This is a genomic window from Frigoribacterium sp. MCBA15_019, from assembly GCF_001864945.1.
GTDB lineage: Bacteria > Actinomycetota > Actinomycetes > Actinomycetales > Microbacteriaceae > Frigoribacterium.
Map to the genome: position 1 here is coordinate 1 of NZ_MJGS01000018.1, position 12346 is coordinate 12346.

The window sequence follows — 12346 nt, forward strand, 5'->3', positions numbered from 1 at the left end:
CCAGACTCCACCTCGGTGCAAAGGGCCGCAATCAGGAGTCCCAATAGGGGATCCGCCAGCGGGCCTTGTGAAGCTGACGAGTGTGATCTAGCTCGACTTCTCGGAATGCCCCACTTACGGTGGGCCTGTGAACCGACGTCTCTCCCTGGGTATCGCTCTTGCAACGGAGGGGGAGGCCGTTTTCTTTCCGGCTGGCTACGACATGTTCTGGGTTGCGGTCATCGCGGGGTCGATCTTGGCGGTGGTGTGGACGCTGGTGACTGTGCTCCGATCGTCTCTTTCTGATCGCGCCAAGGCCTTGTGGGTTGTTTGTGCTTTTGTTGTGCCGGCCGTTACTGCCCTCGCATGGCTCGTGCTCGGTGGGGATGCACGGAAGTCATCCCCGCGGCGGCTCTGACCGCCCATTGTCAGGCCCGGTGAACGATCGGCTCTTGACTCGCATGGTTCCGCAATCTGCTGCTCTGTCTTGTGCCTTGTTCTTCTCAGGGGCTCGTTCTGCCAAGCTCAGCTGTATCGAAGGGGGCTTCATGGATGAGGGATTGATGTACGACTTGTGTAGTCGTGCGCGCCGAGTTCAGTTCAGATCAGGCGGATCAGAGGCGAGCCTCCAAGGCCTGACTGATCTCATTCGTGCTGCTACCGATCCAGGGGGCCGCCGATCCGATCTCGAGCTTCAGCAAATGATCGAATCCGCTCCCCAGCCCGTTGGCTACAAGTACAGCCTCAAGCAGCTGGAGTCTCTGAGCGCGAGTAAAAGTGCCGCCCCTGGCCAGTTCACCGAGGAGGAGGCCGAGGAATATGCCGACGCGCAGGCGGCGTTGCTGCGGGCCATTGGCAAGGACAGCGGCGAACCGGTCAGCGGGCCAGTTGGCGTAGCGAAGAACGTGCTGGAGCAGCTGTTCTTTCGCTGGTTATGAGGCGACCTCTCCTTCGGCTGTAGGCGCCCGATAGCCGATCGCTTATAGGGCCGAGCTTACGGTCGTCGGGAGCTCAGCCAGCCCTGCCACCAGCGGCCATGTCTGCGTGCCCCTCCGGGGGCGGCCCAGTCGAAGGGTCGGAGGCCCTGCTGCTTCCTCTCCTCATCGATGCGATGCTCCAGGTCTTCAGACCAAGCGTCGAGGGCAGCGAGGTAGTCAGCGCGTTCAGTGCTCCAGGCCACGCCTAGCTCGTCGGTGAGGAGGTCGATGAGACCGCCGCCGTCTGGGTTCAATCGGTCCTCGCATCCAGAGACGAGGAGGAAGGAACCGTCTTCCTTGAGGAGCTCGGTGGCCGGCAGCATCAGGTGATACTCGAACGGCGAAAGAAACGGGACCTGGTCGCACTCCGCGACAACCCAGCAGCCCGCGTAGTCACCCCGCCCGATGCGTCCGCCGATACCGGCGTCAGGCCATGTCTCGAAACGTGGCACGGCCGCGCTTCGCGGGATGACCGGCCCTGTATCACCTGACGTGGGCGGGCTTCCCGGCTGCAGTTGCCGTCTGCGGAAGATCACGTCTCATCATCGTCCATCTTGCGGGACGAGCCGCAGCTCTGGACCTGCTTGCGCTGCCCGATAGCCGATCGGCGTCCGGACGCCACCGGCGCTAGTTCGTGGCGGGCTTGCTGAACAGGTTGACGACGTTGCCGTCGGGGTCGCGCAACAGTGCGGACCGGTTGCCCCACGGCATCGTGGTCGGTTCGAGGACGACGTCCTCACCCTTGGGCTGCAGCTCGGCGAACTCGCCGTCGACGTCAGCGACTTCGAACTCGATGAGCACGGATCTGTTCGTCGCAGGGGCCAGTGCGCCGTCGAGCACGGCGACGGTGGCGGTGCTCGCGATCGCGAGGTTCGCGCCCGGGCCGCTGAACTGGGCGAAGGCCGGTACGGGGCGCTCGGCTTGCTGGCCGGTGACCTGCTCGTAGAAGGCGACGAGGCCGTCGACGTCGTCGGTGACGATGCGGATGGAGGTGAATGACATGGGGTTCCTCTCGAGGAGCTGACGAGGTGTGAGCATCAGCGTCACCGAGCCTCGCGACAGCGTCCTGTCGGTGATTCCGGCAATCGCCGGTCGCGGATCAGTCGTCGATGACGGATCGCAGCCGCCCGGAGGGAATCGCGAGGTCCTCTGATCGCAGCGTTCGTCGGGGCGGGCGCTCGTCGGTCACCTCGACCGAGAGCATCCGGTCTCCCCGGAACGCTCGCACCCCGTCGCGGAGTCGACACCACGCGATCAGGTACCACTGCCGGTCCTTCCCGATCGACCCCAACGGTTCGACGTCTCGGGTGGAGTCTGCACCGCTGGCGTCCCGGTACCGAAGCCGCACGACACGGTCCGCACGGAGGGCCGCCGCGAACTCGGCCGGCACGACCGTGTCATCCTCGTCCTCCAGGAAATGGACCCGAGACGCGAGCGCGCGGGCGTGTGCAGCGTCCCGGTCCGGCATGACCGCGAGCAACTTCCGGGCGGCGGTCTGGGCGGGCTGCCGGAACGGGCTGTGTCGAAGGGATCCGAGCCCGATCAGCACTGCGAGGGCCTCGTCCACCGTGAACGCCGCTGGACCGAGCGTCGCTGACGCGTCGATCACGTACCCACCGGTTCGGCCGGGCTCTGCCCAGATCGGTAGGCCCGACTGCTGCAACGCAGCGAGGTCCCGCTCGATCGTGCGCACCGACACCTCGAACCGTTCCGCGAGACGACGCGCGCTTCGTGGCCGCGGTGACACGGCACGTAATTCCTCCACGAGGCCATAGAGCCGATCGGTCCGATTCACCGACCCATCATCCGCCAGGTCGCTCGCGGAACCATGTCGGCAGATCGGCCGCTGACGAGTGGGGCGAGGACGTCACGTCCTTCTGACGAAGGAATTCCTGGGTGGCCGGGGAAGAGGGGCCGCGGCACGGGCGGGCCGTGCCCGTGCCGCGACCCGAGCGGCTGCGGGGCGGGCGTCAGGCGGTGACGCTGATGCTCCAGGTCACACCGAACCGGTCCGTCAGCATGCCGAAGCCCGAGCTCCACGCCGACGCGGCCAACGGCTCGACGATCACGGCGTCCACCGCGAGGGCGTCCCAGTAGCCCCGGAGCTCTTCGAGGGTGTCCGAGCCGAGCGAGACGAAAAGGGCCTGGTCGGTGATGGTGATGCCGTTCTCCCGGCGGGTCGAACCGCCGCCGGCGATCGGTCCTTCGGTCTCGCCGGGGATGTCGTAACCCATGACGCGGAAGCCGTTCTCGGCGGCGACGAGGCCGAACACGACCTTGTCCGAGCCGGGCACCTCGGCCGGCATGCCGAAGTCCGCGTAGGTGTTGACGACGGTGTGGCCGCCGAACACTGAGTGGTAGAACTCCAGCGCCTGGCGCGCGTCGCCACGGAAGTTGAGGTGGGTGGTCGTCTGGATGGTCATCTCTGCTCCTTCGTCGATCGGGCCGGTGCGGCTCGACGGGTCAAGCGTCCCGCCCCTGTAGGTCAGGTTCTGGCCTAGATGGCGCATAAGGTCAGCACCGTGACGACGACCTCGCGCCTGCTGAACCTGCTGTCCCTGCTCCAGACCCGGCGGCACTGGCCGGGGTCGCTTCTCGCGGAACGTCTGGACGTCAGCGACCGAACGGTGCGCCGGGACGTCGACCGACTCCGCGAGCTGGGCTACGCCATCCACGCCACGATGGGCGTCGACGGCGGCTACCGACTGGACGCCGGCAGCGAGTTGCCCCCGTTGCTGTTCGACGACGACCAGGCCCTCGCCCTGGCCGTGGCGTTGCAGACCGCACCCGGCATCGATGCCCGCATCGGCGAGGCCGCCATCCGTGCCCTCGCCACGATCCGGCAGGTGATGCCCTCCCGGCTGCGTCATCGCCTCGACGCCCTGCACGTCACCACCGTCGGGCGTCCCGGCGACGCGCCCCCGAACCCCGTCTCCCTCGACGTACTCGTGACGGTGTCCGACGCCATCAGGGACCACGAGACCCTCCGTTTCGACTACCCGGCACGCGATGCCGCGGGTGACGACGAAGCGGTCGGTGGAGGTCGAGAGCTCCGCCCGCCCCGCCGTGTCGAGCCGCACCACCTGGTCGCGTCCCACGGCCGCTGGTACCTCGTCGGATGGGACCTGGACCGCGACGACTGGCGGCTCCACCGCGTCGACCGTGTTCGCCCGCGAACACCGAACGGGCCCCGCTTCACTCCGAGGGCCGTCCCGGGAGGGAACGTCGACGCCTTCGTGTCGGCACGCTTCAAGGGGTCGGACGTCGACGAGTGGGCCTGCCGCGGCACCGTCGTCCTGCACCTGCCGGCACACGACGTGTTGCCGTTCGCCGGCGACGGAACCGTGATCGCGGTGGACGACCAGCGGTGCACCCTCGAGGCGGGCTCCTGGTCGTGGGGCTCGCTCGCGGCGTCCTTCGGGCGGTTCGACGTGGCGATGGACGTGCTCGGTCCACCAGAACTGGCGGACGCGTTCGCCGCCCTCGCCGAGCGGTACGCCGCGACGAGCCAGCGCTAGCGGCTCAGCCCACGGGCCAGGTCGCAGAATTCGCGTCGTCGTCCTCGGGGACTCGCACCGCGCCTCCTGCGCGACGGACGTCCCCGCCTGCTCGCCGCCTCGGGAGGAGGGGTGAGCGGACGGGGACGTCGGTGTGGCGAGGGCTACTCGGCCCGGCGGCGACCGCGGATCGGGCCGACCACGCGACGACCGCGACGCGAGAGCGCCAGGCCGAGCGCGACCCCGAGCAGGGCCATCGCGGCGATGCCGAGCACCGACGCGCTGCCGGTGAAGGCCAGCTGCGTCGCCGACAGGATCATCGGGAACGACACCGTGACGACGGCTTGGACCGTCTCGCCGGCCGTGTCAGTCACGCGGTACTGCGCCGAGGCCTTCGAGTCGAAGCCCGCCGCGGGGGTGAAGACGACGTCGCCGTCGACGACCGTCCAGGTGCCCTGGTCGGGCACGGTCAGCGTGCTGACCCCGTCACCGGTCGCCGGGTCGACGATGACGACGGTGCCGCGGTCGAAGGTCGCGCCCTCGGTGGGGGCGTCGTTCGCCGTGACGTCGACGGTGACCGGGTGGTCGGTCGTGCCGCGCTGCTCGTCGTCGACTGCGACGGCCGCGCCCAGCACCGTGATGTCCACGGTCGCGCGGGCGGTCTGTCCCGCCTCGTCCGTCGCCGTGTAGTCGAAGGTGTCGACCCCGACGAAGCCGGCGTTCGGCATGTAGTCGTATGCGCCGTCGAGGTCGAGCGACACGGTGCCGTGCGACGGCTCGGACGCCAGGGCGACCCAGAGGGCCGACCCGTCGTCGTTGCGCATCACTCCGCCGACCCTGCCCGAGACGAGTCGCTTGCCGGCGATCGTCCTGTTCGAGTCGTTCACGGCCTTGACGCGCACGGTGATGGTGACCGTGGCGGTCGCGGTGCCGCCGTCGCGGTCGGTGACCGTGTACGTCACGGGGTCCTTCCCCGAGTACCCGGCGGTCGGCGCGTAGACCAGGCGACCGCTGGGGTCGATCGTGACCGTGCCGTGAGCGGCGGGGCCCGTCGAGGTGACGCGGAGGCCCGTGCCGAGGTCGTCGGCCAGCACGCCCGGGGCGTCGACGGTCAGCATCGTGTCGGCCGGCGTCGAGGCCGCGTCGTCGACCGCCGTCGGCAGCACCGTGATGGTGACGGCGCCCGTGCGGGTCTGTCCTTCACCGTCGGTCGCCGTGTACGTGAACGCGTCGGTGCCCGAGAAGCCGGCCTTCGGCGTGTAGACGTACGAGCCGTCGCGAGCGAGCTCGACCAGGCCGTGCGTCGGCGACGCGTCGAGCGTCGCGGTCAGCGAGCTGCCCGCGTCGTTCGAGAGCAGGCCGTGCGCGGCGTCGACGGTCAGCGGGGTGCCGGCGCGCGTGCTGCCGGTGTCGTCGACGGCCACGGCACCGACGACGACGGTCGCGGTGGCCTTCGTCGACCGGCCGGCCGAATCGGTCACGGTGTACTCGACCCGGTCGGTGCCCGAGAAACCGGCGACCGGCGTGTAGACGAACGACCCGTTCGACCGGGTGTCGATCGTGCCGTGCGCCGGGGTGCCGACGCCCGTCACGGTCAGGCCGGTGCCGAGGTCGTTCACCAGCAGACCCGGGGCGGGCACCGAGAGCGCGGTGCCGGCAGGCGTCGAGTAGCGGTCGTCGAGGGCGCGGGGCGTCACCGTGACGGTGACCGTCGCCGTGGCGCTGCCGCCGTCACGGTCGCCGACCGTGTAGACCACGATGTCGTCTCCCGAGAAGCCGGGGGCCGGTGTGTAGTCGACGGTGCCGTCCGGCGCGATCGTGGCCGTCCCGTGCGCGGCCGGGGTCGCCGCGGTGACGGTCAGGCCGGTTCCGACGTCGTTGCCGAGCACACCCGGTGCGGCGACCGTGACACGGTCACCGGCCACGACCGTGGCGACGTCGGGGGCGGCCTTGGGGCTGACCACGATCGTCACGATGCCCGTGCCGGTCTGACCGTTGCCGTCCGTGACCTCGTAGCCGAACGAGTCCTTGCCCGAGGTACCGGGCTTCGGCGTGTAGGTGTACGAGCCGTCGGGTGCCATCGTGACCGTGCCGGCCTTCGGCTGGTCGGTGACGACGGCGGTCAGGCCGGTGCCCTTGTCGTTCGCGAGCACGCCGTGGTCGGCGTCCACCACGAGGGGCTGGTCGGCCGTCGTGCCGCCCGCGGGGGAGTCGTCGACGACGATCGGTCCGACGTGGATCGTCACCGTGGCGACGTCCGACCCACCGGACGCGTCGGTGGCGCGGTAGGTCAGCTGGTCGGTGCCCGAGAAGCCGTCGGCGGGCGTGTAGCTGATCGTGCCGCCGGCCGCGATGGTCGCGGTGCCGTGCGCCGGGGCCTCCACGAGCTCGGCGCGCAGGTCGGTGCCGAGGTCGTTGCCGAGCACGCCGGGCGCCGCGACGGTGACCGGGGTGCCGGCCTTCGTCGAGGTCGTGTCGTCCACGGCGTCGGGCAGGACGACGATCGTCACGATGCCCGTGCTCGTCTGGTTCTCGGCGTCGGTCGCGGTGTAGGTGAAGCTGTCGGTGCCCGAGAAGCCCTTCGTCGGGGTGTAGACGTACGAACCGTCCTTCGCGACGGTCACGTCGCCGTGACGCGGGGTTCCGTCGAGCGCGGCCGTCAGGCCGGTGCCGCGGTCGTTCGAGAGCAGGCCGTCCTTCGCCGGCACGGTCAGGTCGCGACCGGCGGTCGCGGTGCCCCGGTCGGCCATGGCCAGGTCGCCGACGACGACCCAGGCGCGAGCCGTCGCGGTCTGCCCTGCGGCGTCCGTCACCCGGTACTCGAACGAGTCGGTGCCCGAGGTGCCGGCATCCGGCGTGTAGCTCCAGGTGCCGTCCGGGTCGACCGTCACGGTGCCGTGCGCGGGCGTGCCGTGGTCGGTCACGCGCAGCCCGGTGCCGAGGTCGTTGGCGAGCAGTCCGGCCGAGGCGGGCGTGGTCACCGTGGTGCCGTTCGGCGTGGTCGCCTCGTCGTCGACGGCCACCGGTTTCACGGTGATCGTCACCGTCGCCGTCGCGGTGCGGCCGGCGGCGTCGGTGGCCTGGTAGGTCACGGTGTCGGTGCCCGAGAAGCCGGGCGTCGGCGTGTAGCCGAACTCGCCGTTCGGGGCGATGGTCGCGGTGCCGTGCTGCGGGCCGGTCACGATCGCGGCGCTGAGGCCGGTGCCGAGGTCGTTGCCGAGGACGCCGGGACCGTCGACGTGAGCGTTGCCACCCGCGACGACGGTGACGGTGTCGTCGACGGCCTTCGGGGCGACGGCGACGGTGACCGTCCCGGTACTCGTCACGCCGTTCGTGTCGGTCAGCGTGTAGGTGAAGGTGTCGGTGCCCGAGAAGCCCTTCACCGGCGTGTAGACGTACGAGCCGTCGGGGTTGACGACGACGGTGCCGTTCGTCGGGGCCGTGGCGAGCGCCGCGCTGAGCGGGCCGCTGCCCCCGTCGTTGCTGAGCAGTCCACGCCCGGCGGGCACGTCCAGGGGCGAGCCCGCGACGGCGTCGACGGTGTCGGCCGAGGCGCGAGGCGCGACGGTCACGGTCACCGTGCCGGTGTCGGTGCCGCCGTTGCCGTCGGTGACGGTGTAGTCGACGGTGTCGGTGCCCGAGAAGTCGTCGGCCGGTGTGTAGAGCACGTCGCCCGCGGGGGTGACCGACGCGGTGCCGTGACCCGGCGTCCCGACGGCGGTGACCTTGGTGTCGATGCCGTCGTCGTTCGCGGTCAGGGCGCTGCCGGCGATGGTCGTCGGGGTCCCTGCGACCGCGGTGGCCGTGTCGTCGACGGCGGTGGGCAGCACGGTGAGCGTCACGGTGCTCGTGGTGCTCCGGCCTTCGGTGTCGGTCGCCGTGTAGGTGAAGGTGTCGGTGCCCGAGAAGCCGTCCGCCGGGACGTACCGGAACGAGCCGTCCCGGCCGAGTACGAGGGAGCCGTGCGAGGGTCCGGTCGCGACGGCGGCGGTCAGACCGCTGCCCGAGTCGTTCGACAGCACGCCCGAGGCGGCGTCGACCACGAGGGCCTGGCCGGCGCGAGCGGTCGCGACGTCGTCGCTGCCGGCCGGGGTGACGGTGATCGTGACCGTCGAGGTCGACGTGCCACCGCCTCCGTCGGTCGTCGTGTACTGGAAGGTGTCGGTGCCCGAGAAGCCCTTCGCGGGCGTGTAGGTGTACGAGCCGTCGGCCGCGACGGTGGCCCGGCCGTTCGCCGGCTGCGTGTTCGACGTCACGGTCAGGTCGGTGCCGGCGTCGTTGGAGAGGACGCCGGGGGCGCCGACGGTCAGGGTGGTTCCGGAGGCGGTGGTCCCGGAGTCGTCGGAGGCTGCGGCCGAGGACGCCGAGACGGTGTTGACGAAGGTGCAGACGACGTCGGTGCCGTCGGCGCTCGTCGCGGCGGGGAACGAGAACTGCGCGGTGTTGCCCGAGCCGGAGGCGACGGTCGCGTCGTCGTTGACGTTCGCGCACCGGTAGGTGGTCGAGTAGTCGGCGAGGCGGGTCGTGCTGTTGCCCGCCGTCTGCGAGACGGTGTACGTGCGGGCCGGGATAGCGAGTGCGGCGCCGGCCTTCTGGGCCTGGACCCCGGTCGCGTTGCCGGACGTCGTCGCGGTGGAGGGCGCTGACAGGTTGCCGCCGTCGACCTTGAGCGCGAACTGGTCGCCGGACTTCCAGCGGCCCGTGACATCCGCCTTGCCGGTCAGGGTGTTGGCGTAGTTGCAGCTCGCGAGGTCGGTGTACGAGGCGATGTTGCTGATCGCCGGCGTGGTCATGCGGCTGACCTCGGCACCCGAGCTCGAGTCGAGCTTGATGATCTGCATGCCGGACGAGACGTAGAGGTAGCCGTCGGACGAGAACGCGATGCCCGGGCTGTTGGTGCCGGTGGGCAGGTCGGTCAGCTTGGTGGCGGCGAGCGAGGTGGTGCCGGCCGTGGTCGGGATCGTCTCGTCGTTGAGGCGGTAGACCGCGTTGCTCGCCACGACGAAGAGCAGCCCCTGCGTGCTGAAGGCGAAGTCGCCGTTGCCGGCCTGCAGGCCGGGGATGCGACCGACGACGCCGATCTTGTCACCGGTCTTGGGGTCGTAGGCCGAGATCGTGGCCGGGTCGCCACCGGTCGCGTAGTAGTAGATGCCGGTGACCGGGTTGACCGCACCGCGCAGCGTCGAGGCGGGGGCGCCCGACGGGTTGGCGTTGGCGACGGTCGTGACCGCACCGGCCGCCGAGTCGTAGCGTGCGAGCGTGTTGCCGTTCGAGTTGTTCGCCTGGCCGTTGGTGAAGGCGTAGGCGTCGAGGCCGTTGCGTCCGACGCCGAGACCGTTGTTCGCGGGCGAGAACGGCGTGGCCGACCCGGCGATCACGTCGGACACCGTGTTCGCGGCGACGTTGATCGCGACGAACTGGCCCTGGCCCGCCGTGGCGTAGATCGTGTTCTGGTCGCACGAGAGCGCGGCCGCGGCCAGCGCGGGTGCCGGCGCGACGGCCTGCGTCACGGCGACGGCCGCCAGTAGGGAGGCGGTGGCGAAGGCCGCGAACGAGAGGGCGCGACGACGGGGGCGCACGGAGGCGCGGAGAAGCGACATGGGCTGGTGGTGTCCTCGGGTGGGGGCGTCCGGCCGGGTCGGATCCGGTCGGACGTCGGTCCTGCTCGACACGCGGGGGTTCAGGCGCCCGCGCGTCGCCCCCACGGGAACGGGGGCTCCACGGAAGTGGATGTTTCGACAATAAAGCTTCTTGTTTGTCGAATGGAGTCCCCAGAGCAGGGGTGATTTCGTCCGCCTTGTGGGGGACATCGGGGTACAAGGGCAGAGTGAGCGCGGGTCGCGGTGCCGAGGACGCGACCCGCGCCTCCTGGTGTCCTAGCGGCGGGGGCGACGCCCGCCTCGGCCCTGGCCGACGGTCGGGATCGACGTCGTGACGACCGCCACCGACGACGTGATGACCGCGAGCGAGGAGGTCGACAGGTTCGCCTGGGCGTGACCGGTCCGCGGGAACCCACGTCGGCCCGCGACGATCACGACGAGGCTGATCGCGACGATCGCCGCGGCCGCGAACGGCACCGTGGCGAGGCCCGACATCCCGTAGACCTGACCGCCGATCGCGGCACCGGCGGCGATGCCGACGTTCGAGCCCGCGTTGATCAGTGCGCCGGCGATGTCCGGGCTGACCCCGCCCGTGCGGATCGCCGCGGCCATGAAGAGGGTGCCGGTCGTGCCGTTGGCGGCCATCCACAGGCCGGCGACGACGAAGGTGCCGACGAGTGAGCCGTGCACGAACGGCAGGGCCGCGAGGGCGCCGATCATCACGGCGACCGCGACGATCAGGGTCTGGCGAGGGGCCCGGTCGACGAACGCGCCGGCCGCGAGCAGGCCGACCACGCCCGTACCGCCGAGCACGAGCAGGGCGCCGCCGACGAGGTCCTCGCCGAGGCCGGCTCCCGTCAGGTACGGACCGATGAAGGTGTAGACGACGTAGTGACCGGCGAAGAGCATGAGGTCGGCCACGACCACGGCCAACAGTCCCGAGCGCGCCCACGACCGCACCGAACCGACGTGCGGCGACGACTCGCCCTGGACGTGCGGCAGGAACAGCGCGGCCACGACGGCCAGCACCGCGGTGGCGACGGCGACCGCGCCCACGGCGGGACGCCAGCCGAGCTGGTCGCCGACCGTCGTCGCGAGCGGCACGCCCACGACGAAGCCCAGCGAGCTGCCCGAGTAGACGAACGCGATCGCGCGTCCGGCCAGGCGCGGCGGCACGATGCGCGTCGCGTAGGCCGACGCCACCGAGAAGAACAGGGCGTGCGCGATGCCGCCGACCACGCGGCCGGTCAGCAGCACGCCGAAGCTCGGCGCGAGCGCGACCATCAGGTTCGAGGCCGTGTAGCCGACCAGGGTCGTGACGAGCACGGCCTTGCGGGGGAACCGCGCGGTGGCCCAGGTGAGCGGCAGGGCGAGCGCGGCGACGGCCACGGCGTAGACCGTGACGACGACGCCCATCCGCGCCTCGCTCACGCCGAGGTCGGCGCTCATGGTCGAGAGCAGTCCGACCGGGCTCAGCTCGGTGGTGATCGCGAAGAACGTCGCCAGGCCGAGCACGGCGATGCCGACGACGCCCGAGGCGGTCAGGCGGTGCGGCTGAGGCGTGGGGCGGGTGTCGCGCGGGTGCCCGGTCGACGAGCGTCGGGGAGGCGCGGCGGCGGACGTGCCCGCGGCGGGCGTACGCACGGCGGGCGTGCTCGAGGTCTCGGGCGGGCGCTGAAGGGTGTCGGTCACGGGATTGCCTCCGGGCCCGTGGCGCGTGCGCACGACGATGATCTCGTCGGGGGCATCGTGGACGTCGGCGGCCGACTCGTGGTCGACCCCGGTCTGCACGATGCAGCACACTCGTCGCGGGCCATGCTGCTGGCGGGTGGATTGGGGGGATTGCCACTCCACGACGAGGGCGCTCATCCAGTGTGACATGCCACCCCCCGGGGCTCGCAAGGCCCCCGAACGAGAAACCGAACGCCGTTCGCTCGCGGCGAGCGGCGAGCGGCGATCGGGCGATCGTCGCCGCCCGTCGAGGACGAGGAGGCGCGGGTGGCGTGCCCGCGCCCCGTCACCGCGCGTACCCTGGTCGCCATGAGCACCGACACCGCCCCCGACCGCATCCTGATGTTCGGCGCCGAGTGGTGCCGTGACTGCCGCCGCTCGAAGGCGCTGCTCGACCGTGAGGGCGTGGCCTACGACTACGTCGACCTCGAGGCCGTCGCCGACGGGGCCGACCGCGCCTACGCCGTCAGCGGTCGCACGCAGATCCCCGTCGTGGTGTTCCCCGACGGCAGCCACCTGGTCGAGCCGACCGACGCCGAGCTCGCCGCCAAGCTCTAGCCCG

The 12346-nt window shown here is 70.9% G+C and carries 10 protein-coding genes; 4 read left to right on the forward strand and 6 right to left on the reverse strand.

Going from position 1 to position 12346, the window contains the following annotated elements; translation table 11 throughout:
* The first annotated feature begins 202 nt into the window (after window positions 1-202).
* Both BIV04_RS17540 and BIV04_RS13610 read left to right on the forward strand, forming a co-directional pair.
* Window positions 203-397, forward strand: a complete 195-nt coding sequence (locus tag BIV04_RS17540; RefSeq protein WP_369825327.1) for a PLDc N-terminal domain-containing protein — start codon at window positions 203-205, stop codon at window positions 395-397.
* Between the two features lie 283 nt (window positions 398-680).
* Window positions 681-917 (forward strand): hypothetical protein, encoded by a 237-nt coding sequence (locus tag BIV04_RS13610; protein WP_071256914.1) that lies wholly within the window; start codon window positions 681-683, stop codon window positions 915-917.
* A 56-nt stretch (window positions 918-973) separates the two neighbouring features.
* Here BIV04_RS13610 and BIV04_RS13615 read toward each other — a convergent pair whose 3' ends face one another.
* The 4 genes from BIV04_RS13615 to BIV04_RS13630 all read right to left on the reverse strand — a co-directional run bounded on the left by BIV04_RS13615 (window position 974) and on the right by BIV04_RS13630 (window position 3379).
* On the reverse strand, window positions 974-1408 hold the full coding sequence (locus BIV04_RS13615) for a hypothetical protein (protein ID WP_071256915.1): 435 nt from the start codon (window positions 1406-1408) through the stop codon (window positions 974-976).
* A 175-nt stretch (window positions 1409-1583) separates the two neighbouring features.
* Entirely contained in the window at window positions 1584-1958 is a 375-nt protein-coding gene (locus BIV04_RS13620; protein WP_071257029.1) for a VOC family protein, read from the reverse strand.
* Between the two features lie 97 nt (window positions 1959-2055).
* Entirely contained in the window at window positions 2056-2751 is a 696-nt protein-coding gene (locus tag BIV04_RS13625) for a YafY family protein (protein ID WP_071256917.1), read from the reverse strand.
* Between the two features lie 175 nt (window positions 2752-2926).
* On the reverse strand, window positions 2927-3379 hold the full coding sequence (locus BIV04_RS13630) for a VOC family protein (RefSeq protein ID WP_071256919.1): 453 nt from the start codon (window positions 3377-3379) through the stop codon (window positions 2927-2929).
* A 78-nt stretch (window positions 3380-3457) separates the two neighbouring features.
* Here BIV04_RS13630 and BIV04_RS13635 point away from each other — a divergent pair, with 78 nt between their 5' ends.
* The gene (locus tag BIV04_RS13635; protein ID WP_071256920.1) at window positions 3458-4474 is read left to right on the forward strand and encodes a YafY family protein; all 1017 of its coding nucleotides are present in this window, start codon (window positions 3458-3460) and stop codon (window positions 4472-4474) included.
* Window positions 4475-4617: 143 nt separating this feature from the next.
* Here BIV04_RS13635 and BIV04_RS13640 read toward each other — a convergent pair whose 3' ends face one another.
* Together BIV04_RS13640 and BIV04_RS13645 are read right to left on the reverse strand one after the other, a co-directional pair.
* A complete protein-coding gene (locus BIV04_RS13640; RefSeq protein WP_071256922.1) occupies window positions 4618-10053 on the reverse strand; it encodes an S-layer family protein in 5436 nt (1811 codons plus the stop codon).
* Between the two features lie 276 nt (window positions 10054-10329).
* Window positions 10330-11844, reverse strand: coding sequence for an MFS transporter (locus tag BIV04_RS13645; RefSeq protein WP_177174826.1), 1515 nt, complete (start codon window positions 11842-11844; stop codon window positions 10330-10332).
* A gap of 249 nt (window positions 11845-12093) precedes the next feature.
* Here BIV04_RS13645 and BIV04_RS13650 point away from each other — a divergent pair, with 249 nt between their 5' ends.
* Complete coding sequence (locus BIV04_RS13650; protein ID WP_043594734.1) at window positions 12094-12342, forward strand: glutaredoxin domain-containing protein; 249 nt, start codon at window positions 12094-12096, stop codon at window positions 12340-12342.
* The last annotated feature ends 4 nt before the right edge of the window (window positions 12343-12346 follow it).

What these genes read in the sequence shown, in the direction of transcription:
- BIV04_RS17540 (WP_369825327.1), top strand. Translation starts at nt 203, where the DNA reads ATGTTCTGGGTTGCGGTCATCGCGGGGTCGATCTTGGCGGTGGTGTGG.
- BIV04_RS13610 (WP_071256914.1), top strand. Translation starts at nt 681, where the DNA reads ATGATCGAATCCGCTCCCCAGCCCGTTGGCTACAAGTACAGCCTCAAG.
- BIV04_RS13620 (WP_071257029.1), bottom strand. Translation starts at nt 1,958, where the DNA reads ATGTCATTCACCTCCATCCGCATCGTCACCGACGACGTCGACGGCCTC.
- BIV04_RS13630 (WP_071256919.1), bottom strand. Translation starts at nt 3,379, where the DNA reads ATGACCATCCAGACGACCACCCACCTCAACTTCCGTGGCGACGCGCGC.
- BIV04_RS13635 (WP_071256920.1), top strand. Translation starts at nt 3,458, where the DNA reads ATGGCGCATAAGGTCAGCACCGTGACGACGACCTCGCGCCTGCTGAAC.
- BIV04_RS13640 (WP_071256922.1), bottom strand. Translation starts at nt 10,053, where the DNA reads ATGTCGCTTCTCCGCGCCTCCGTGCGCCCCCGTCGTCGCGCCCTCTCG.
- BIV04_RS13650 (WP_043594734.1), top strand. Translation starts at nt 12,094, where the DNA reads ATGAGCACCGACACCGCCCCCGACCGCATCCTGATGTTCGGCGCCGAG.